Source organism: Paenibacillus gansuensis, from assembly GCF_042684925.1.
GTDB lineage: Bacteria > Bacillota > Bacilli > Paenibacillales > DY6 > Paenibacillus_N > Paenibacillus_N gansuensis.
The window spans coordinates 1-23052 of the sequence record NZ_JBHUME010000015.1 but is presented as its reverse complement, the minus strand read 5'-3'; the positions used below and the strand labels follow the sequence as shown (position 1 = coordinate 23052).

General features: G+C 51.4%; 20 protein-coding genes and 1 pseudogene. 5 read left to right on the top strand and 16 right to left on the bottom strand.

Going from position 1 to position 23052, the window contains the following annotated elements:
- Positions 1-135 precede the first annotated feature (135 nt).
- Positions 136-3501, top strand: coding sequence for a GH36-type glycosyl hydrolase domain-containing protein (locus ACFSUF_RS21090; RefSeq protein ID WP_377606302.1), 3366 nt, complete (start codon positions 136-138; stop codon positions 3499-3501).
- A gap of 53 nt (positions 3502-3554) precedes the next feature.
- Entirely contained in the window at positions 3555-4535 is a 981-nt protein-coding gene (locus ACFSUF_RS21085; RefSeq protein ID WP_377606300.1) for a LacI family DNA-binding transcriptional regulator, read from the top strand.
- Positions 4536-4668: 133 nt separating this feature from the next.
- On the opposite strand, the pseudogene ACFSUF_RS21080 reads toward ACFSUF_RS21085, so the two are convergent.
- Positions 4669-4863 (bottom strand): annotated as a pseudogene (locus ACFSUF_RS21080) (hypothetical protein); the annotation flags it as partial.
- Between the two features lie 117 nt (positions 4864-4980).
- Between ACFSUF_RS21080 and ACFSUF_RS21075 the strand changes: the two are divergent.
- Entirely contained in the window at positions 4981-5181 is a 201-nt protein-coding gene (locus ACFSUF_RS21075) for a hypothetical protein (RefSeq protein ID WP_377606298.1), read from the top strand.
- 225 nt (positions 5182-5406) lie between these two features.
- Here the strand turns inward: ACFSUF_RS21075 and ACFSUF_RS21070 are convergent, their stop codons facing one another.
- The 13 genes from ACFSUF_RS21070 to coxB all read right to left on the bottom strand — a co-directional run bounded on the left by ACFSUF_RS21070 (position 5407) and on the right by coxB (position 16658).
- Complete coding sequence (locus ACFSUF_RS21070; RefSeq protein ID WP_377606296.1) at positions 5407-6678, bottom strand: ABC transporter permease; 1272 nt, start codon at positions 6676-6678, stop codon at positions 5407-5409.
- Complete coding sequence (locus tag ACFSUF_RS21065) at positions 6671-7573, bottom strand: ABC transporter ATP-binding protein (RefSeq protein ID WP_377606294.1); 903 nt, start codon at positions 7571-7573, stop codon at positions 6671-6673. Before ACFSUF_RS21065 ends, ACFSUF_RS21070 begins: the two co-directional genes overlap by 8 nt.
- Before the next feature lie 5 nt (positions 7574-7578).
- Positions 7579-8448 (bottom strand): ABC transporter ATP-binding protein, encoded by an 870-nt coding sequence (locus ACFSUF_RS21060; protein WP_377606292.1) that lies wholly within the window; start codon positions 8446-8448, stop codon positions 7579-7581.
- Positions 8441-8848, bottom strand: a complete 408-nt coding sequence (locus ACFSUF_RS21055; protein WP_377606726.1) for a GntR family transcriptional regulator — start codon at positions 8846-8848, stop codon at positions 8441-8443. Before ACFSUF_RS21055 ends, ACFSUF_RS21060 begins: the two co-directional genes overlap by 8 nt.
- 43 nt (positions 8849-8891) lie before the next feature.
- Positions 8892-9599, bottom strand: a complete 708-nt coding sequence (locus ACFSUF_RS21050) for a hypothetical protein (RefSeq protein WP_377606291.1) — start codon at positions 9597-9599, stop codon at positions 8892-8894.
- A 156-nt stretch (positions 9600-9755) separates the two neighbouring features.
- Entirely contained in the window at positions 9756-10079 is a 324-nt protein-coding gene (locus ACFSUF_RS21045) for a hypothetical protein (RefSeq protein ID WP_377606288.1), read from the bottom strand.
- 23 nt (positions 10080-10102) lie between these two features.
- Positions 10103-10798 (bottom strand): pirin family protein, encoded by a 696-nt coding sequence (locus ACFSUF_RS21040; protein WP_377606286.1) that lies wholly within the window; start codon positions 10796-10798, stop codon positions 10103-10105.
- 128 nt (positions 10799-10926) lie between these two features.
- Positions 10927-11391 (bottom strand): DUF420 domain-containing protein, encoded by a 465-nt coding sequence (locus ACFSUF_RS21035; RefSeq protein WP_377606284.1) that lies wholly within the window; start codon positions 11389-11391, stop codon positions 10927-10929.
- A gap of 34 nt (positions 11392-11425) precedes the next feature.
- Positions 11426-12346: a cytochrome c oxidase assembly factor CtaG gene (gene ctaG / locus ACFSUF_RS21030; protein ID WP_377606282.1), complete on the bottom strand. Its 921-nt coding sequence runs from the start codon at positions 12344-12346 to the stop codon at positions 11426-11428.
- Positions 12347-12766: 420 nt separating this feature from the next.
- A complete protein-coding gene (locus ACFSUF_RS21025; protein ID WP_377606280.1) occupies positions 12767-13084 on the bottom strand; it encodes a cytochrome C oxidase subunit IV family protein in 318 nt (105 codons plus the stop codon).
- Positions 13085-13087: 3 nt separating this feature from the next.
- Positions 13088-13708: a cytochrome (ubi)quinol oxidase subunit III gene (locus ACFSUF_RS21020; protein ID WP_377606278.1), complete on the bottom strand. Its 621-nt coding sequence runs from the start codon at positions 13706-13708 to the stop codon at positions 13088-13090.
- Positions 13705-15555, bottom strand: coding sequence for a cytochrome c oxidase subunit I (ctaD, locus tag ACFSUF_RS21015; protein ID WP_377606725.1), 1851 nt, complete (start codon positions 15553-15555; stop codon positions 13705-13707). Before ctaD ends, ACFSUF_RS21020 begins: the two co-directional genes overlap by 4 nt.
- 86 nt (positions 15556-15641) lie before the next feature.
- The gene (coxB, locus tag ACFSUF_RS21010) at positions 15642-16658 is read right to left on the bottom strand and encodes a cytochrome c oxidase subunit II (RefSeq protein WP_377606276.1); all 1017 of its coding nucleotides are present in this window, start codon (positions 16656-16658) and stop codon (positions 15642-15644) included.
- Between the two features lie 305 nt (positions 16659-16963).
- Between coxB and ACFSUF_RS21005 the strand changes: the two genes are divergently transcribed.
- Positions 16964-17689, top strand: coding sequence for a hypothetical protein (locus ACFSUF_RS21005; protein WP_377606274.1), 726 nt, complete (start codon positions 16964-16966; stop codon positions 17687-17689).
- Positions 17690-17838: 149 nt separating this feature from the next.
- Here ACFSUF_RS21005 and ACFSUF_RS21000 read toward each other — a convergent pair whose 3' ends face one another.
- A complete protein-coding gene (locus ACFSUF_RS21000) occupies positions 17839-18825 on the bottom strand; it encodes an oxidoreductase (protein WP_377606272.1) in 987 nt (328 codons plus the stop codon).
- A gap of 200 nt (positions 18826-19025) precedes the next feature.
- Positions 19026-21467, bottom strand: a complete 2442-nt coding sequence (locus tag ACFSUF_RS20995) for a glycoside hydrolase family 31 protein (protein WP_377606270.1) — start codon at positions 21465-21467, stop codon at positions 19026-19028.
- A 235-nt stretch (positions 21468-21702) separates the two neighbouring features.
- On the opposite strand from ACFSUF_RS20995, the gene ACFSUF_RS20990 reads away from it, so the two are divergent.
- A partial coding sequence (locus ACFSUF_RS20990; RefSeq protein WP_377606268.1) for a DEAD/DEAH box helicase occupies positions 21703-23052 on the top strand: 1350 nt, incomplete at its 3' end.

Genomic DNA, 23052 nt, shown 5'->3' with positions numbered 1-23052 from the left:
TTATCATGCTGATGTTTTCAGATATCTTTCGATGCGGTGCGACCGCTTCTAAAACCAGATTTATTCGTCAATTATGAAAGCCCGTTTTCGTTTCCGAAAACTTAAATTCATGTTCCCATAAGAAGGAGTGTTCCCGTGATACAAGCTACAGAAACGAAACTTCAACTGCAAGCCGGGGAGCTGCAATTCACATTTTCCCCGAACGGAGACCTGCTCGAAGCGTCCGCCGGCGAGATTCTCATCAACCAGCTCGCCGGGAACCCGGTAGACGGATCGCTGAACAACCTGTACCTGCGCCTGCATACCGGCACAGGCATTACCGCGGTTCCTCTGCTCGGCGCCGCTTCTGCCAGCCGGGTTTCCGCCGGTGAAACAGCGCTCCGCTTTGACGGAGAAACGGGGGGCGTCGAGTACTCTGTCATATTTCATCTAACCGCCGCCGGCATCTGGTTTTGGGATATCCGGCTGACCGGCACGAACTGCAACGCCGATATCCTTTACGGGCAGGACCTGGGCATCGGCCACAGGGGATTCGTCCGCAGCAATGAGGCTTACGTGTCACAATACATCGACCATGCTGTTTTTGAGACCGGTGAGTTGGGTTATATTGTATGCTCCCGGCAAAATCAGCCTCAAGGCGGCCGTTTCCCTTATGTCCAGCAGGGCTCTTTGACCAAGGCATCGGGCTACTCCACGGACGGCTTCCAGTTTTTCGGATTAAGCTATAAGGTTACGGATACTCCGGAAATTCTAAACAAGCCAGCCTTAGCCAATGAGGTGTACCAGTATGAGTTCGCTTATACGGCCCTGCAGTCCGAGCTGGTCGATCTGAATGGAACCGCGCGTTTTGTATTTTACGGCTTGTACCGTCCGGATCATGCCGATGCCGTTACCAAACCGGACTTTCAGGAGGATGTGGCCGAAGCCTGGCGCCGGGTGTGCGCACGGCCCGCAGACATCTTGCGCTTTCAGCATGTTGGCCAGCCGAAGCCGTCGCCTCTGGCCGGCCCTCCTCTCCAGTCCCTGCCTTTCTCCGGCGAAGAGCTTAAGGAACACTTCCCCGCCCGCAAGCAGGAAGAATGGGAGAACGGGATGCTGCTTTCTTTTTTCACGGAAACGCATGAGCATGTAGTTTTGCAGGAAAAAGAAGTAAGAACCGAGCGTCCTCATGGCCACATCCTGATGACCGGCCGCAACGCATCCATGAAGCCTGACGTACTGGCCACGACTTCTTATATGTACGGAATGTTCAACTCGCAGGTGGTTGTAGGCAATACTTCGTTCAACAAAATGATCTCCAACGCGAGAAGTGCATTAAATCTTATGAAAACCTCAGGACAGCGGATTTATCTGGAGCACCAGGGACGGTATCGGCTGTTGACTATGCCTTCTGCATTCGAGATGGGATTTCATTATGCCCGCTGGTTTTACAAGACCGAAGACGACCTGATTACAGTGACAAACTATACCCGCTTCGATACCCCTGAAATCCGGCTCGAGGTGTTATCCCAAAGCGGCCGGGCTTACCGGTATCTTGTTACGCAGCAGGTCGTTATGAACGGCAATGAATATGAAACTCCATTCCGGATGCAGGAGTCCGGCGGGATTCTTACCTTTAAGGCAGATGAAGCGGCTATGAGTGCCTCAATCCAGCCTGAGTTGTCTTACCGGATGAAAGTCGACGGCGCGGCCGTGACCGTCTCCGATGAATCGGTACTGGCCGGGCATGCCGCGCCTGGCTCCGCATCGCTGGTGGTGCTTGAGCTCGCCGCAGCTTCGTCCTGGAGCTTAACCATCCAGGGATTGCTGGAGGGCGGAACGCCTGCCTTCTCCCATCTGTCCTTCGAGGAAGAATCCGTAAAGTTCCGGGAGTTCTACCGGGACGTAATGAACGGCTTCCGCCTATCCGCCGGCGAAGGCCAGCAGAAACTGGGCGCGGAGATGTTCAAAATGAACACCCTTGCTTGGTGGTATACGCACAATATGCTGGTCCACTACTCATCCCCGCACGGATTGGAGCAATACGGTGGCGCAGCCTGGGGGACGCGCGACGTGTGCCAGGGACCTGCGGAGTACTTCCTCGCCACACAGCGGTACGGGTCAGTTCGGGAGATTATCGCCGCCGTCTATTCCGCTCAGTATGAGGATACCGGTAACTGGCCCCAATGGTTCATGTTCGACAGGTATAAAAAGATCCAATCCGAAGAAAGCCACGGCGACATCATTGTGTGGCCGCTGAAAGTGATCGGCGATTATTTGGCGGCAACCGCGGACTACGGCATTTTGCAGGAGCCGCTGCCCTATACGGACCGACATACGTTCGAGTTTACCGGGCGGCGCCCTGCTCTGCTGGAACATATCCATAAGCAGCTGGACTATATCCGCGGCCACTTTCTTCACGATACGCATCTGTCTGCATACGGCGATGGGGATTGGGATGACACGCTTCAACCCGCCAACGCGCAGTTGAAACAGTTTATGGCCAGCTCTTGGACGGTGGCCCTCACCTACCAGACCATTGCCAAGCTGTCTAAAGTGCTGGCCGGGGTGGATATTCCTTTATCCGGTGAACTTGCTGAACTTGCTGCGCGCATTGAAGCGGATTTCCGCCGCTACATGCTCAGTGATGAAGTTATACCTGGCTTTGTATATATGGAGGAACCCGGCATGGCGGAGCGCATGCTGCATCCGACGGACCGCAAGACGGGCATCCAATACCGGCTGCTGCCCATGACCCGGAGCATGATCGGCGAGCTGCTCAGCCCCGAGGAAGCGGAAGCGCACTATCAGCTGATCCAACAGGAATTGTTCTGTCCCGACGGCGTACGGCTGATGAACCGCCCTGCCCATTACGCGGGAGGGGTCAGCATAAATTTCAAGCGTGCGGAGCAGGCTTCCAACTTCGGGCGCGAGATCGGCCTGCAATACGTACATGCCCACATCCGCTATGTGGAAGCGATGGCAAAGTTGGGCAAACGAGGGGAAGTATGGAGCGGACTTGCCCGCATTAACCCGATTGGGCTGCAGGAGGTTGTGCCGAATGCGGAGCTGCGGCAGAGCAACGCCTACTTCTCCTCCTCCGACGGAAAGTTTAAGAGCCGGTACGAAGCTCAGCAGCAGTTCAGCGGGCTGCGCGACGGATCGGTCCTGGTCAAAGGCGGATGGCGCATCTATTCCAGCGGCCCGGGGATTTACATGAACCAGCTGATTTCCCAAGCGCTGGGGATCCGGATGGAAGGCGGCGACTTGCTGCTGGATCCGGTGCTGCCTGATCACTTGGACGGCATGCGCTTCGAGTATCGTGTTCACGGCAAGCCGGTTACATTCGTTTACTGGGTGACACAGAGCCCCGGTTCCATCGCCCGCGTGACGTTGAACGGGCGTCCGGCTGAGGCTTCGGCTGAAGCCAACCGGTACCGTTCCGCAGGTGTTAGGATCAGCCGTGCGTGGCTGGAGGAGAACTTGACAGACGACATCAATATCATGGATATACATGGCTAAAACATAGTAGATGAGATAGTATGAAGGAGAAGTAAAGAATAGGAGAGAGTGCCGTGGTCAGCATTAAAGATATTGCCAAGAAAGCCGGTGTTTCCATTTCAACCGTGTCTTACGCGCTGAATGGAAGCCCCAAAGTAACCGATGAAACCGGCGCAAGAATTCTGGCGATCGCCAAGGAGCTGAACTATGTTCCCAATGCAGCGGCTAGAAACTTGAAGAAGCGCGAAACGAAAATTATCGGCGTCTTCCTGACGGATTTCAGCGGAGGCTTTTACGGGAATTTAGTGCAGGGCACGAAGGAAGTTTTGAACAAAAAAGGCTACGATCTGGTCGTATGCAGCGGAAGGCAGTCCCACCGGATGCTGCCCGAGCGGATGATCGACGGGGCGATTGTACTGGATTGGACTTTCGACAGCGAGAAGCTGCTGCAGTATGCAGACCGGGGCCATAAGCTGGTCGTTCTGGACCGGGAACTGAACCATCCGAACATCAACCTGGTTCAGCTGGATAACAAGGCAGGGGCCTCCCTCGCGGTTGAATACCTGATTGAACAAGGCCATAAGAAAATATATGTAGTGACGGGACCCGACAATTCCTTCGACTCTAAGCAGCGGATGCATGCTGTGCACCAAGTGGTGGAACGGCACAGCGAGATTGAGTTAATCGTTATCCCGGGGGACTTTAACAAATCAGGCGGCGAAGCGGCCGCCGAACTGCTCATCGCGGAATACACCGCCCCTTGCGCAGTATTCTGCCTAAACGACGAAATGGCATTGGGGATGTATACAGCACTGGCCAAGTCGGATTATCGCATCGGGGAACAGATCAGCCTGATCGGCTTCGACAATATTGAAATGATGGACTATACAACCCCCCGTCTCGCTACCATCGACTACTCCAAGAAGAAGTGGGGCGCCTTGGCAGCCGAACAGCTTCTCAAGCTGATCGCAGGCGAGAGCGTAGAGAATGAGCGGGTTTACGTGACTTTGGTGAAAGGCGAATCGGTGTGGGATCGAAATAAGGAACTAAGTTGAAAGGCAGCCCTTGGTTGTTCCTATGGAACGAGTAAGGGCTGCCTTCTTATATGCCGTTATATAAACTTGCCCGGCAGTTTTCCCGCTTTTTCCGCTTCTCCAGCCGGTATCATCCAACGCCGACAGCGCGTTATCAGCCAGACATAAGGTTTCCGGAAATAACGCCAGCCTGCCACCGTTCCGGCAAGTTCCCAACCGGCGCCTCAAAATCTTGACGCAATTCAATCTGACCTTCCCCATGTCCTTGCGGGTCCGGCATTCGCATGGCCCGCTCTATGGCTTCTTCCCTCGACTTCACATCAATCAGAATGAACCCGGCAATCAATTCTATATAAAGGCATCTAACCTTAAGCTGAACAATCGACAGCCGCTCTTTCAGCCGGGCCGGAATACGATCATCAATATCTGGAGAATATATACGAAATCGATGAATGGAGGGACAGCAATGTCTGAAAATAACCGGAACCAAGAAAACATGATGGAAAACGCCGTTGATACTACAAAAGACGGACTTCAATCCGCAGCAAACTATGTTCAGAACGCCGTAGGAAATGCAGTTAGCGCTACCCGAAATGCGACTCAAAATCTGGTTAACAACGTGATGAACCAAGAAAAAGATGAAAACAAAGATACAGAAAACAAATAGGTCTGAGATGAAGTTAGTAACATACCAGAAGGGTACCGGGGACGGTATCCTTCTTTTTAGATAATAGGCAGCAATGTAGAATTTATCTCCGAAACATAGGTTGAATTATTTGGAATCATACTCTTGAAAGACGGTGACTCTAATTTCTGTAACTGCTGCGCATCTTCGCTTCCCCACCAAAAACTGAGCAGCAGTAGCAGCATCAGTCCGTCTATGCACACTATCTCAAGCCTTATAAGCCCGCATTGCCTTGCGAAGCTCCTTCCAAGAAGGACGCTTGCCGTACAGCAGCACACCGGTGCGGTAAATCCGCGCCGACAGCCAACCGAAGAACAGGATGCTTGCCGCCAGGATGGCCAGCGACAGCGCGACTTCCCACACAGCCGGATCGGAGTTACCGATCCGCAGGAACATCGCATACGGGCTGAAGAACGGGATGAACGAGGCCGCCTTTATCAGCGGCGCGTCCGCGCTGTTCAGCCCGAAGATGGCGATATAGAATCCGCCCATCGACAGGAAGGTCAGCGGCATGACCGCTTGCCCGAGATCTTCAGTTCGGCTTACCAGCGAGCCGACCGCGGCGAACAGCGTAGCATAAAGGAAGTAGCCCAGCAGGTAGAATACCACGGCATACACAACCATCAATGGGTCGATATCGCTGAACCGAATGTCCATCTCCTTGAATTTCTGCAAGTTATGCGGCAGAAGAAAATTAACAACTGCAACGGCAATGAAAATTCCGATCTGACTCAGACCGACAACCAGCATCCCCAGAATTTTGCCGAACATTTGCGTCAACGGATTCACACTAGTGATCAGTACCTCCATAACCCGTGAACTCTTTTCAGAGGTAATCTCCGTAGCGATGAGCTGCCCGGTGATCATAATGCCCATGAACAGCAGAATAATGGTCACGTAAACAACACCCATGGACATGGCTACTTCCGAAGAAGTTTTGCCGCTGCCCACCGTGCCTGCGCCGCCCTCAGCTGTAATTTGCACCTGATTGATATCAATGGGAGCGTAGATCAAGTTTTTCTGCTCTTCCGTGAGCCCGGCATTCTGTATAACCAGCTCAGTCTTGACTACTTGCAAAGCCTGCTGCAGTTCATTTACAGCGCCAGAACCGGTCCCTTCCGCCTTATACGTCAATGCAGGAAACCCGGTTGGTTGATCGGCCAGCTCCAGGTATCCGTCAATTTTGCCGTCGACAATCGCCTTCTTGAATGTTTCTTCCGTGGCGTCCTTAAATTTCACAAGCTCCACATCCGGCTCTTCCTGCTTCGCGTAATAAGCTTCCAGCGCCTGCACGACTTCCGAACCGGTATCCGCAACCCCGATCTGCCTTGCCCCGCCCTTATCGAATAACGCTAAAATAAACGGCAAATGAATGACAACCGTAATAATGAGTCCAATGATAAGAGATGTCACTACAAAAGATTTCGTCTGCAGCCGGTTCCTTAACGTAAAACCAATGACAGCACCTAAATTATTCATGGCGTTCACCTACCGATTTAATAAAAATTTCGTTCAATGTCGGTTCCAACACTTCAAATCTTTGAATCGGCCCCTGGGCTATGGCTGCGGCCAATATTTGCTGCGCCGCTTCGGGACGCGCAATCCGGAGCAAATATCCGTCTTCCGTACGCTCCACGCCGTTCACGCCTGGAACTGCTTCTAACCCCTGCACCTCATGCTCTACGCCAAGCACCACTTTTTCTTTAGGGAATGAATTTTTAATGTCCTTAACGGCTCCTTTTAACACGGTATTCGATTTATGCAAAATAGAAATGTTACGGCACAACTCCTCCACATGCTCCATCCGGTGTGTGGAAAACAAAATGCAGGCGCCCTGATCACGCAGCTCTTTCACGGTGGACTTCAACAGCTCCACATTCACCGGGTCCAGCCCGCTGAACGCTTCGTCCAGCACCATGATCTCCGGATTGTGGATCACCGCGGCGATGAATTGAATTTTCTGTTGGTTGCCCTTCGAGAGTTCCTCCACCTTTTTGTTGTAATACTCGGGTACTTCGAATTTCTCCAGCCACCGCTTCAAATCCGCATCCGCCTGCTTTCGGGACACCCCGCGCAGCTGTGCCAGATACAGAATCTGATCGCTCACCTTCACCTTCGGATACAACCCGCGCTCCTCCGGCAAATAGCCGATACGGCGTGAATTTTCCAGCGTCTGCTTCTGCCCCTTCAACCGGATTTCTCCCGCATCAGGGTAAATAAGTCCCAGCACCATGCGCATAGTGGTTGTTTTGCCGGCCCCATTGGCTCCCAGCAAGCCGTAAATCTCCCCCGGCTTCGCTTCCAAGGAGATCCCGTTCACGGCGGTTTTCTCGCCAAACTGCTTATACAGATGGTTCAGCTCTAACGCATTCATAGCTCTCATCCTTTCTGGATCATATAATAGAGAATGTCGTCCAGTCCAAGCGCTTCGGTGCGCAGCAGACGTCCGCCCGCTTCCGCCAGTTCCCGCTCGGTAACAGCAGGGCTCGGCGTTACCACCCGGGTAAGCTTCCCTTCCACTGTCTGTTCCACGGCACTGCCCAGTTTGCCTTCCAGCAGCCCTTCGACCCAAAGCACTTTCCAGCCGGCAAGAAGCTCATCTTTCTCATAGATCCCGAGCATCTTCCCTTTATGAATAAAAATAATATAATCCGCCAGCTTTCTGACTTCCTCGACGATGTGCGTTGCCATCACAATCGTCCGGTCTCCCCCGCTCATAAAGCGGGTGAGCCTGTCGTTCATATGCCGCCAAGCGAGCGGGTCCAGTCCGGAGGACGGCTCATCGAGCAGCAGCAGTTCGGGTTCCTTCGCGAGGCCGATCGCCAAATCGAACCGGCGCCGTTCTCCCTTGGACATTTTCCGCAGCTGGCGGGTCAGATCGATTTCCATCTCGGTTACAAGCTCGGCGAACAGCCTCCCGTTCCACTGTGGATACCACCGCTGGATAAAACGGGCCCAGCTCCGTCCTGTCAGACGGTCATCGTATACGTCCGACGATTCGGATACATATCCAATTCGCTCCCTTAAGGCGGGATCCTGCACAGCCGGGTCGGATCCGAATACCCGCAGCTCGCCTTGCTTCGGCTTCAGCAAGCCAAGGATCAGCTTGAACAGCGAGCTTTTCCCTGAACCGTTGGGCCCTACGACTGCGTAGACCATCCCTCTCTCCAGCTTTACATCGATAGGCCCGAGCTCGATCGCTCCCAGCGGCTTGCTAACCCTTTCCAGAGAAATCACTGTTTCACTCATCTGTCCGTTCTCCCTTTCCGTACCTGGCATTCAGCACTTCCTGAAACAGGGCCGCCACCTCTTCCGCCTGGAATTGAGCCCGGATCCCTGTATCAACCGCTGTTTTCAAAGCTTCCGTCACTTCCGCCTTACGGAACTTTGCCTGATCTGTAGTATCTATTTTGCTGACAAACGTTCCCGTCCCTTGCTTGGTCCGCAGAAGTCCTTCATGCTCCAAATCCTGATATACCCGCCTGATCGTAATTACACTGCATGACAGCTCTTGCGCGAACTCCCGAATCGAGGGGAGATGTGTCCCTTCCGGCAGATGGCCGTTAATGATCAGCCCGCGGAGCTGAACCTCGATCTGATGATACAAAGGCTCGGCGCTGTCCTCTTTTAATTGGATCGGAATTCGAATGGTGCTCACCTTCTTTACTATATAATCCTGCCTGCATCTATCTTCATCTGTACTCTCGAGTGCTCAGGTGCCTAACCGTTGCTTGATAGGCATAACTCAGGGAACCTATCCCAATCAGCAGCATCATACCCGGAATCAGAAATCCGTACTGCCGGATCCCGACAATCAGCTCATCCGTTAAACTCACCTTCAACATCATCAGCAGAAAAATGCCTCCGATCAGCAAAACCACAACTATCATGTTCAGCCAAAAATAGGTTCTGCCGGAATACCCAAGCTCTGTGAAAATATAGAATGCGGAGAATACAAAAGAGAACCCGATCAGCGCAGCCACAAAAGCCACGTACTGCAGCGGCGTAAGCTGGCGGTTCAATCCCCGGCTCACAAAATACAGCACCGTAAAAATCGTCACCGAATTATACAGAGTGTAAACCAGAATGTGAAGGATCCGCCCCAGTACTACTTCTTCCGTCCGTAAAGGCAAGGTTCGATAGAGCGCCATCTTCTTCGTGAACGTATCTTCCTTCAAATACAGCATGTAATCTCTTGTAAAAGCAAATCCAAGCACACTTGCCAAAATACAGAATAACAGGTCAACCGGAAACATGACCTTCATCTCCCGCACCTGATAATCTTGCAGAATTCCGGCCAAAATCAATACAAAGTAAGCTCCCATTAAGAAGGTCGTAAGCCAGCCCCATTTATGGATCACCATATCCCTCTTTGCAATGAACCAGGCATTGTTTAACATGTCTCTTTCCTCCTTACACTGTATATACTGTGTATGTTTATATATACAGTATATATTCAATTTACATTTTATTCAAGAAGATAATTCAAATTTCCATCCTTAACAATGTAAATAAAAAAGCAGGGAGCCTCTGCGCTCCCTGCTTCATATATGTAACTATACACGTTCGTTCGTATAGAACTTCCGCGAATCCAATTGAATCGACAACAATCTGGCTGCCTCATCATAGATGACTTCAGGTGTCTGTTTTCCGTAATACCAGCATTTATTGAACTGCTGTCCCTCTGCATTTTCCTGCATGTAAAACAGGTTCAGCTCATCCTCGTAAGAACAGATCATCTTTCCGGTTTCCGCCGGTACCCCCTGGACGGTAAATCTCCACTGCTCACCTGCAGTTTCGTGGGTAAAAGCTAACTCCTCAGCCGCTGTGTTTAAAAGCATTCTCCCGGTTACATGTTTGATCAGCAATTTATTGATCACGGTATTATCCCTCCTCCGTTCCATTAAGGAAGATCTATCAGCAGAAATAGAGTACCCTGCTCGGCAGTTAACTCAAGTTTAGGCGTATCGGTAATACGAGCGGCATCACGCCGGTTCAACTGTTCCCCGTTCACCCGAAGAGCTCCTTCAATGACTGACAGGTATACACGCCGGCCGGGTGGTTGTTTAAATGTCAGAGTTTTGCCTGGTTCCAGCTCAGAGATATACATAGTCAGATCCTGATGGATATGGGCGATGTCCGGGCCGGACTGCTTCGATACAACCGGCAAAAACGCGTTCTGGGCTTTCGTAAAATCATAACTTGTCGCTTCATAAGAAGGAGTCAGGCCCCGTTCATCGGGTGTGAACCAGATTTGAAGAATATGGGTTTCGTCTACACCCGGATTCACTTCGGAATGAATAATTCCGGTACCCGCTGTCATCCGCTGGATCTCTCCAAAGGTAGTAACAACGCTGTTGCCTTCACTGTCTTCGTGCTTCAGCTGTCCCTTCAGAACAACGGATACGATTTCCATTTCTCTATGGGGATGAGCACCGAAGCCCCGGCCGGCGTGGATAATATCGTCGTTAAACACACGCAGCGGTCCAAAAGCGGTATTATCCGGGTCATAGTAGTCACCGAACGAAAAGCTGAAGTTGCTCTGCAGCCAGCCGTGATCCGCCGAATAACGGGAAGCGGCGGGATAGATTTGTATCATAGCATTTTTCCTCCTAGAGAGTAATTTAGCTTTTTCTTTTCACGATACCATATTTCATGCCGCTAATAAAACTGAGCGTTTCTACACCTTGCATACAGAAAAACCGGCTGCAGGGCAGCCGGCTCCGCTTAGCCTCCGAAAATGGCATCAAGCAAGCTCTTCTTATGTTCCGTCGGATACAGCACATACAGAATAGTATATACCGTAACTCCAGATATAGCCGTGATGAACCACATGATCGAAGTAACCCGGCCGATCTTCCGGTGTTTCGCGTACTTCTCTCTATATCCAAGAGAGATCGTCACGAGTCCGAAGACACCTGCCATTGTTGCCAGAACGATATGGCACAGCAGGAACACAAGATAATAAGGCTTTAGCCAGTCCGGACCCGCATACGGTGTGCTACCCAACAGCACAATCCGCGCCACGTACATAATGAAGAAAATGAGCGCGGCCGCTGCGGCCATCAGCATAACACGTTTGTGGGCTTCTCTTTTACCTTGGATGATCAACACCCAACCGATGGCGACAAGAATCGCGCTGATTAAGATAAAAGAAGTTGAGATAAACGGCAAAATTTGAAACACGTCCATCAGCTGCCTTTCGATTCATGAATAATAGTAATTGTTAAGGCTGAAAACCTTCTCTTGGCGACCTGTTCAAGGGGCCCGGAGGAAGTTCGTCCTCTTTACTTTCCCGCTTGAACCATTGACGGAACACGTAAGCCAGGACGGCTCCGTAAATAAATTCCTGGATCAGCTTCATCAGCACCCCGCCCAGCTGCTGATCGTCTAAAGGAGGCAGCAGATTGATGACACTCGCCGGCCCGTTTTGGAACAGCTTTAAGAGCTCCGCTGGATCACCCGGCACACAATACCCCATCGCATCGGCCCACACCTGCGGGTTGTTATAAACGGCGTACATCGGCTCTCCCGCAAAAATAATCAACGCACAGGAAGGCGTAAGCAGCAATCCGTTCAGGAAAATGTACCCCATTTTCCGAAGTTCCGTAAGCCGGTTGTACTCCGGTACAGGACAGATCACATTCCACCACATCATAAAGGAAGCAATCAATAAAACAAGGTAATACGCCGTATGCAGCGCATAATTGGTCATGATCACATCATGGATGTTCGGCAGATGATACAGCGAGAACAACACATTGAACAGTACTGCCGTAAAAATAGGATGCATCCAAGGGCTTGTCTTAGGATTAAACCGCTTCCGAAATAACGCCCGCCACATCCAGTCCGGCACACTAAGCAGGATCAGCGGCGGAACCAGGATATAAGAGATGGACATATTCACCATATGAAAGGTAAACATCAAATGGCCTAGCAGCTCCAACGGCCCCCCTTGTACCAGATAAAACAGGAAACATGCCGTATAAAAAGTAATTTGCTTTCCAACCGATACTGGCGCAGAACCTTCAAACCTGCCGCGCTGCGGTCCTGTCAGCAGCCAGTAACTGCCTGCAATGAACAGCATGAACAGCAAAAAGAAAGGGCTGAATAACGCAGTGAAGCCAAATACTTCAAGTCCCCACATAGACGGACCTCCTTTCGCTTTTATCACCACATAAGAAAATGTAAGTTTCGGCAACGAAAACGGGCCTTCTTATCACATAAGAAAGTATAGGTTTTCGGAACTGAAAACGGGCTTCTTCTTGGCGAAAAAACCTTCATCTAAACGATCATTTCGCATCAAAATACCTCAATAGAGGTTTATCTCATTGTACTGTAAATCCATAGCAATTCCTAATTACAATTTCGTGAAAATAGCTGATGTCATATTGTAGAAAAATGGATAGAGGTCACATTATCCCTTAATGTCGGGTTCATGCTTAATTTGTCAGAATTAGGGTCATCATTATCGTTAAACATCATAAGTGAGCGTGATTCCCGGCTTAAAGCTGCAAAAAAGAACTGTCCATTCGGACAGTTCTTTTTCATGTATCCGTTTATCCGTTTACCACCATACCCAGTACAGCGCCATGATAACACACGTAAAGGCTACGAAGGCTCCGGCCGCAAGCCCGATAATCGGGTACAGGTGACCGCGGTCTTTCATATGCATCCAGAAAATCAGCTGGATCAACACTTGGCCGATAGCCATGACAACCAGTAAAACCAGGACGAAGTTGCGGTTCATCTCGCCTGCCGCTACAGCAGCAAAGGCGATCAGAGTCAAGATCAGGGAGAACACGAAAGCAATCAGATGCTTTTGCGGTCCTTCATGGCGGCGTCTTCTTCCGCCTTGTTCAGCGGTTCCATGCGGTTGTGCCATGTGTTACCCCACCTTTCCCATCAGATAGACAACTGTGAAGATGAATACCCAGACAACGTCGATAAAGTGCCAGTACAAGCTGGCTACATATACCTTAGGTGCTGTTACGACCGTAAGTCCTTTGCGGAACAATTGGCCAATCAGTAAGCCGATCCAGATTACACCGAAGGCTACGTGAGCTCCGTGGAATCCGACTAACGAGTAGAAGGAAGTACTAAAGGCGCTTGTTGAAAACTTGTGGCCTTCGTGTACGTAGTGATAGAACTCGTAAATCTCAAGTGATAAGAATGCCGCGCCCAAAACAACAGTTACGATGAGCCAAATAGCCAGCTCTTTCAGCTTTTGACGATGCATAGCCTGAATGGCCATAACACTCGTCATACTGGAAGTTAAAAGCAGGAACGTAGCAAGGGCGATCAGCGGCAATTCGAACAATTGCTGCGCTGTTTTGCCGTCTGCGACGTTATTTCTCAAAGCAAGAAACGCAGAGAACAACGTTCCGAAAAGGACGGTCTCGCCGCCAAGGAACAACCAGAAGCCAAGAAGCTTATTGCGTCCTTCCAAGGTCGCTCTTTCGGGCTCGTGGGGCAGTTCGCCGTTCGCGTGAATATCGTGACTGCTCATGCTTTAACCCCCTTGCCGGTAATTTCATCCTCTTCGATGTGGAAACCGTGATCGTCATACAAGGACCGCAGTGCCATACACAGGAACGATATCAATAGGCCGATTCCCGCCACAATATAGCTGCTGAACAGATAGCTGATCGCTGAATTTGCGAACTCATTCTCCGCATACATAAAACCGAAGCCTGCAATAAACAAGCCAAGAGACATGAAGAACGGAAGAATCGACGGTGACGGCATATGGATCGGACCCAGCGGTTCTGCAGGAGTCATCTCGGCATTGCCTGCCATCTTCTCTTTCCAGAACGCGTCATAACCGCGTACCAGGGGGGTTTGCGCAAAGTTGTATTCAGGTGCCGGGGATGGAATCGCCCACTCCAGCGTACGGCCGTCTTCCCAGAAATCGCCTTTGGCATTCTTAGGTTTAGCCATAGTAACGAAAATATTAATAATGAAAATAATCGTACCTATACCCATCAGAATCGCACCGATGGAAGATATGAAGTTCAGATCGTCCCAGCCTTGGTTCTTTAGGTAGGTAAATACCCGGCGAGGCATACCCATCAAGCCCAAGAAATGCTGCACGAAGAAAGTTAGATGGAAACCGATAAAGAACGTCCAGAACGTCCACTTTCCAAGCAATTCGTTCAGGCCGCGCCCGAACATCTTCGGCCACCAGTAGTGAACGCCGGAGAATAGACCAAGTACGAGACCGCCGACGATAACGTAGTGGAAATGCGCTACTACGAAGTAAGTATCGTGGTACTGGAAGTCAGCCGGTGCAGCTGCAAGCATAACCCCTGTAACGCCGCCCATTACGAAAGTAGGAATGAATCCGATCGCGAACAGGTTTGCCGAGGTAAAACGGATTTGCCCGCCCCACATGGTGAAGATCCAGTTGAAAATTTTAATTCCTGTCGGAACCGCTATCAACATCGTAGCGATGGAGAAGAGCGAGTTCGCTACAGGACCAAGCCCTGTTGTAAACATATGGTGAGCCCATACCATGAAGCCCAGGAAACCGATCAACGCTGTAGCGAATACCATCGAGCTGTATCCGAACAGGCGCTTTCTGGAGAAGGTTGCGATAACCTCGGAAATAATACCGAATGCCGGCAAAATCAGAATATATACTTCGGGGTGACCGAAGATCCAGAAGATATGTTCCCAAAGCACTCCTGTACCGCCGTTTGCAGCTACGAAGAAGTTCCCGCTGAACATCCGGTCGAAGCTGAGTGTAACCAACCCTACCGCAAGGGCCGGAAACGCGAACAGGATTAGAGCGGAAGTAATGAATGATGCCCATGTGAACATCGGCATCCGCATGAATGTCATACCAGGTGCGCGCATGTTAATGATCGTAACCAGGAAGTTAATGCCGCCTACCAATGTACCGATACCGGCGATTTGAAGACCGACAGCATAGAAGTCCATACTCTTGCCCGGACTGTAATCAGCTCCGGCCAGCGGAGCGTAAGCCGTCCAACCGGCTGCCGGCACATCGCCGACGATCCAGGCTACATTTAACAGCAATCCTCCGAAGAAGAATGTCCAGAAGCCTAAAGCATTAACGAAAGGAAATGCTACGTCGCGCGCCCCGATCTGTAAAGGGACTATCGCATTCATTAAGGCGAAGATAACGGGCATCGCTGCCAGGAAAATCATCGTCGTACCGTGCATGGTCAATAGTGCGTTGAATGTTTCGGCGGAGATCAGATCGTTCTCCGGACGGATCAGCTGGAGCCGGATCAGAACCGCTTCCAAACCTCCGATTAAGAAGAAGATGCCGCCGGCAAGTAAGTAAAGAATCCCGATTTTCTTATGGTCAACTGTAGTAAGCCAGTCCATAATTCCGCTATAACGCTTCACCTTGTGATGTGCAGAATGTGCTGCATGTGCCGCCAATGCCTTTACCCCCTTTGCTTACATGTTAGTTACTGCCTGATGCTGGATTTCAAACCTGACAGATATTCTGAAATGCCGGTGATTTGCTCTTCCGTCAAATCCACTTTCGGCATCAGGTTGCCCGGTTTCACTTTCTGCGGATCATGAATCCATTTCGCGATGTTTTCCGGGTTGTTAGCCAGAATACCCGCAATCGTTTCGCGGCTGCCTATACCGGTCAGGTTAGGAGCAAATTGTACGCCTTGGTCGCCCACAGCGTGGCAAGACAGACATTTCTGCGTAAATACGTCTTTCAATTCTTGATCGGCAGGAAGCGCAGCTCCGGCTTTCATTGAGCTGACCCAAGCCTTGAAGTCCTGCTCTTGAACAGATTGAACTTTAAAGTCCATATATGCATGGGACGCACCGCAAAGCTCGGCGCACTTCCCTTTGTATACGCCTTCTTTGTCGGCAATAAGGAACATCTTGTTGATATTGCCTTCGCCTACGTTCGTGTCCATCTTACCGCCGAGGGAAGGTACCCAGAAGGAGTGAAGAACGTCTGCGGATACCAGTTCGATCTGCACTTTCTTACCGACCGGGATAATCAGGTCTTGTGCTGTCTTAATGCCCAGTTCAGGATAATCGAATTCCCACCAGAACTGGTGAGCCGTTACCTTTACTTTCACAGCATCAGGTTCCTTGGAATAATCCTTGGCCAGGTCGAACGTGGTACGAACCGTCGGAATTGCCAATACTACCAGCAGCAGAATCGGAATTACGGTCCAAAGAATCTCCAATTTATGATTCCCTTCGACTTGCACGGGAATGTTGGTCTGCCCCGGACGGCGTCTATACCGGATCAGGACATAAATAGCTAAAGCGAATACAATTACAACTACACCGATCATAATTGAGATGGATAACTTCATTAGATCGTATTGTTTCTGTGCTACAGGACCCTGCGGAATCAGCGTCGATGTATCCGCTTGCCCACAACCTGCGAGTAAAATCGTCATAGCTGCAATCAGTGGCAGAAGACGCTTTACGTAGTGCCATCGATTCATCCCTCATCAACCCCACTTCTGTGTTTTAATAGAACGTCCGTTCGCTTACTGACATTCTATTACTATTACCATGGATGGCATAACAATGTCAATAATTCGTCACCCTATTAAATATAATTTCGGGTCACACATTTGTCAATCTTCAGGGGAAAGTTCACAAATTGTTCTAAAACCCGCTTCCTGACTGAAAAAAACGCACTTTCCTCTTGCTTTTTCGAAGCCCTTTTCAGCCTAAAATGTGGCAATTATAATTCTCTCCAAAAAGCAAACTCTATATGTATTAAGATCATAAGGAGGGGTATGAAATGGGCCTTAAACTCCGGAGGACCGCCCTCATCGTACTGGCCGCGGCTGCCAGCACCGCGCTTCTCTGCTCCTGCAGCCCGCAGCAGCACCGCTACGAGGAGAAGAAAAAGACCGAAACGTACAACGCGCATAACAGCAGATCCTATGGCACTTTAATGGCCGACCCTAAGCAGCACGACAACAAACGTTTTGAATATAGTCACAGAGTGTCCACAGCTGTGTCAGCTATGGACGGCGTAGCCGGTTCTATTGTCTTTTTGACGGAGAGAAATGCTTATGTGGCTGTCATTTTGGATGATTCAGGCCTGGATATCCGCGGTGACGGCAGCATCCGCGAACAAACGAACCTCGGTTCCATGAAAGGCGCGCTTGAAAACCAGATGGAGAACAGCTCCGGACAAAAAGTTGTCACAGGCCGCAATTCCTACTTTACAGTGAACGACCATAATGATCTCGGCAAAGAATATAAGCAAAAAATAGCTGAAGTTGTACGCGCCCAAAGCCCTCACGTCTTGGAAGTGCATATCAGCGCAAATCAGGAATTCATCAATGCCATGGCCGCATACGCCAAAGTGGGTTGGTCCGGACGGGATACAAAACCTCTGATAAATAACTTTAACGTAATGATCAAACATTTCTTCTCGAACGGCCCTATTCCCTCTAACGATCCGCTCTGGATTAACGGGGACACGACGCAAATGTCCATTCACCGTGGACATCGGTAAAAAAGTATCTACTATTATATTTACCCTGTCTCTCTTTCTCTGATTCGGGAAAGAGGCTCATATTATCCTAATTTGAACAAAGAGCAACAAAAAATGGCGGTCAGGAAGGTTACTCCTGCACTGCCATTTGAGTTTTACGAAGCATTTTGTTACACGGAAAACTTCACGCCAGTAGCCTGCTCACTAAGTTTCCATAAGCGTTCAGCCGATTCCGGGTCGATCGCCCATGGGCGGACACCGAACGGTTCCAGGCTGTCTGCACTTACGGCAACAGCAATATCCGTATCCTCGCAATATACGCCGCCAAGTCCGTTTAACTGCAGGGATATTGCACACCAGACACTGGTGGAAGCACCTTGTTCCACACTTTTAAAGAATGCTTGCTGTTCATTGGAGATGGCGTTGCCCTCCTCGTCTTTCACAGCCACCGGCGCAGCTTCTTCTTCCGTCAAATCTCTGCTTAAGCCGGTAGCCGGAATTAGTCCGGGATGGACGGAAAAAGCACGTACTCCATGCGCCGCCCCCCGTTTGTCCAGTTCCAGTGCAAACAGAATGTTAGCGGTTTTGGACTGGCCGTAAGCTTTCCATTTGTCATATTCAGAGTGTTCGAAGTTGGGATCGTCCCATCGGATGCCCCCAAGCCTGTGACCGCGGGAAGACACGGAGACTACTCTCGCTCCTCCGGCTTTTTGCAGTGCCGGCCAAAGTCTGGCCGTCAATTGAAAATGGCCCAGATGATTGGTGGACCATTGGGATTCATACCCGCGGGCATCCCTGCGAAGCGGAGTAGCCATCACGCCTGCGCTGTTGATCAGAATGTGAAGCGGCCTGCCGCTGTCCAGAAAGCGCTGCGCGAACGTATCAATCGATGAAGGATCCATTAAGTCCATAACATCCATCTCTACGTTTGGTATACCTTTTAGCGCCTCTTTCCCTCTTTCTATAGAACGCACCGGCACTACTACCGTTGCCCCGGCCTCGGCGAGTGCTCTTGTAGTTTCTACTCCAATTCCTGAGTAACCCCCTGTTACAATGGCCGTTTTGCCGCTAAGATCAATGCCTTTCATTACTTCAGAGGCCGTTGTCTCCGCTCCGAACCCGGAGGCAATCGGCTGCTGTAATGTTGGTTTGTACATTTATTATCAAGCTCCTTATTAACATATGTTGTTCCGCTGCTCATCCTATGTTTCTCAGCAGCTGAGTTCATCATACAGGTTAAAGTGAACTTTAAGGCAATAGGTAATACGTGGCTTTAGAAAAAGCAAAAAGGCCCCCGGAATATAGGGGGCCTTGCAGTTATAGGCGGCGGCCGGAAGAATCGGCCGGCCGGACAGGATTAGCCGCGGATGCGCAGCGTGCCGCCGGCCGCGTTCGGCGCGAACTTCACCAGAAGTTCGCCAGCCGCTTCGTCGAACGCCCAGCCGGCGTCAGCAGCGCCGATCTGTGAGACGCTGAGCTGTTCCAGGCCTTCCACAGCCGTCGGCTGGAAGGCAGCGAACTTGAAGCGGACGAGCCAGGTACGGTGCTCGGACTCATAGCCCTTGTGCGCGTACTCGTAGGAGATGGCGGCTTCAGCTGCGCCTTCTTCCATGTTCAGACGCACCAGGTTGTATGCACCCTGCTCGTAGGCGAAGGTGCGGCCGTCGTCTTCATACAGTTCGTGTCTGTAGGAAGCTTCGGCACCAACGCCGTACACGTTCAGGCGCAGCACGCCGTCGGTGGGCTGATCTGCGTACTGCTGCAGGCTCTGTTCCGGAATAACGGAACCGGCCTTCACGTAGATCGGCATAACATGCATCGGAGCATAAGCCAGGATGTGCTTGCCGCCGGTAAACTTCTCTCCGGTCCAGTAGTCGTACCATACGCCCTCAGGCAGGTACACCGAACGGTGATCGGTATCCGGGCGGATGATCGGCGCGATGAGCATGTCGCTGCCGAACAGGAACTGGTCGCTCAGGTTGAATACGTTTTTGTCATGCGGATATTCCAAAAGCAGCGGACGCATGACCGGCATACCGGTTTGCGAAGCTTCGTAGAACAAGTTATACAGCAGCGGCATCAGCTTGTAGCGAAGCCCGATGTACTCGCGGAGAACGGTCTCCACTTCCGGCCCGAACGACCAAGGTTCCTGACGGACGGAATCCAGCACACTGTGGTTCCGGCAGTACGGGAAGAACACGCCCATCTGCGTCCAGCGCGTCAGCAGGTCCGCTGTCGTATGGTGCGCAAATCCGCCGATATCCGGACCGGTGAACGGAATGCCGGAAAGACCCAAGTTCAGGCACATCGGCATAGCCATCGCCATGTGCTCCCAGAAGGAACGGTTGTCCCCCGTCCAAACTGCGGCATACCGCTGCACGCCGGAGTACCCCGCACGGGTCAGAACGAACGGACGGTCGCCGGCCAATTGTTCGCGAAGCCCTTCGTATGTCGCTTTGGACATGAGCATGCCGTATAAGTTGTGCAGCTCTTCATGCGTCTTCATGTCGCCGTTGTTGCGGTGAACGACATCCAGATCCATCGTTTTGGATTCGACGAAAACAGCCGGTTCGTTCATATCGTTCCACACGCCCTGGATCCCCATATCCGTGTAGAACCGGTGCTTGTCCGCCCACCAGCGGCCTACTTCGTCTTCCGTAAAGTCAGGGAATGCGCTCTGCCCCGGCCAGACCGGCCCGATGAACAGGTCGCCTTCGATCTTTTTGCAGAAATAGTCATTGGCAATGCCCTCTTGATAAATCGGATAACGAGGGTCCTGCTTCACGCCCGGATCCACGATCGGCACAATGCGGATGCCCATCTCGCGCAGATCCTTCATCATTTGCTGCGGGTTCGGGAACCGGGTCTTGTCAAACGTGAACACGCGGTACTCGTCCATATAGTGAATGTCGAGGTAGATGACGTCGCACGGGATATTTTTCTCGCGGAACGTACGGGCCAGGTCCATGACTTCCTCTTGGCTCATGTAAGAATAGCGGGATTGGTGATACCCGATGGACCATTTTGGCGGGATCGACATGCGTCCAGTCAGGTCTGTGTAGCGCTTCACGACATCTTTTAGCTGGGGACCGTTTATAATGTAGTAATCCATCGATCCTGTATCGGCTTTTACCGTGTACATGTCAGCATGCGTGCGCATATCGAACGTGGTTTTGCCCGGGTTATCCAGGAACAAGCCGTACACATTCCCTCTATTATAATGAAGCAAAAATGGAATCGACTCATACAAAGCCTCAATTTCCGGCACATGCGGCGCAAAAATATCCGAGTTCCACATCTCATAACGCTCGCCGCGCTTGTCGAGGAAGCTGGTTTTTTCGCCTAACCCGTAAAAGTGAGCTTCGGAATCCATGCTGTTGAATGCCGTCACGGCGCCGCGGTTGTCCCAGATCACGTTGTTTTGGGAGTAGAATTTACCGCCTTCCAAGTCTTGCACTTCCAGCGTGAAATTCTCTTTGGCCATCACGACTTGCATCGTGGCGGTGCGGATTATAATGGACTCCTCCGTCTCGTTTACGTTTAACTGCGTTGGTGCCGTCCTTTGCGGGAGTACGCCTGCCGTCGTTTTCAAATCGAATTCCGAGGTGAAAAAGATTTTGATCCGGACAATATCGTCACTTACAAAAGAAAGGGCAATATTTGCGTTTTGGGCGTCTACCCGGTACACATAATCCGATACTTTGCTGAAGCTGCTTACTTTGCCGATATTGCGCATGTTGGCGCCTACGGTTGCCATCTGGGTTTTATCGGGGTGAATCGCTGCGCTTGAGTCTTCCATGTTCATCTTCCGTTTCTATAAGGTATTTGGTCAGGGGAGCACGTGTCCACCTGGTTGATTAAACGTTTAATCACTTGTTATGCAGACTATTTTACTGGTTTGACATTGCAGGTGCAACCGGATATTTTTGACCAAAACCGCATACAAAATTGATCTGTGTTATACTCTTGTAAGTTTGATTTTTTGAAAAATGTGGAACACTACCGATTATTGATCAAAAGGAGCTACCTATTACATGGATACAACGAATTCAAATAGCCGCAATAAGGCGGACGGCAGCGCATTTTCCGCTTTGGGCATCCGCCCGGAGCTTGTAGATGCATTGCGTCAGCACGGCGTATCGGAACCGACTCCGATTCAGACACAGGGGATTCCGATTTTGCTTAAAGGCAAAGATTTAATCGGACAAGCTCAGACAGGTACGGGCAAAACGCTGGCTTTTGTCCTTCCTATGCTCGAAAAGATCAATGTACAGTCTTCCCATGTGCAAGGATTAATTATTACTCCGACGCGGGAGCTGGCTTTGCAGATTACGACCGAATTGAAAAAGCTGGCCCCTACCGTTGGCGCTAACGTTTTGGCGGCATACGGCGGTCAAGATGTGGAACGGCAAATGCACCGTTTGAAGGGCGGCATTCACATTGTTATCGGTACGCCGGGCCGGTTGTTGGACCATTTGCGCCGCGGCTCCGTTCACTTCGGCCACCTGCAGATGCTGGTGCTGGATGAAGCGGATCAGATGCTGCACATGGGCTTCCTGAATGAAGTAGAGGAAATCATCGCCCAGACGGCGGGGCGCCGCCAGACGATGCTGTTCTCCGCTACGATGCCTGCGCAGATTAAACATCTGGCTTCGAGATATTTAAAGCAGCCGGAGGAAGTGCGTATTGCCGGCCGGAAAGTGACGCTGGATGAGATCGAGCAGATTGTAATCGAAACGACGGACCGCGGCAAACAAGATGCGCTGATCAATTATATGCAAGAGGATCCGCCGTTTTTGGGGATCATTTTCTGCCGCACGAAGCGCCGGGCAGCCGCATTGACCGAAGCACTGGTTGACCAGGGCTTCCTGGCGGACGAGCTGCACGGGGATTTGTCGCAGGCGAAGCGTGAAGCGGTGCTGAAGAAGTTCCGTGATGCGAAGCTGCAATTCCTTGTAGCGACAGATATTGCTGCGCGCGGTCTGGACATCGAGGGAATTACGCATGTGTACAACTACGACATTCCGCATGATGCGGAAAGCTATATTCACCGGATCGGCCGGACAGGCCGCGCGGGTTCCAAGGGCGTTGCCGTGACGTTTGCCACTCCTCGCGACCGTGAAGAGCTGATCAAGATCGAGAAAGGCACCGACGGCAGGCTGAAAAAGATTAACACGCGCCGCAATGTGAGTGCGCGTGACGATGAGGGCGCAGGCGAGGGCCGGGGCAGCGGGCGTGCGTCGTACAAGCGCGAGCAAGCTGGCGGCGCACGCGGCGGGCAGCGCTCCGGCGGACGCAGCGGCGGCCGTGCCGGCGTGGCTGCTCGCGGCGGCAGCGCAGCGGGCAAAGGCGGGCGCGGCGGCTTCGGCGGCACGCGCAGCGAG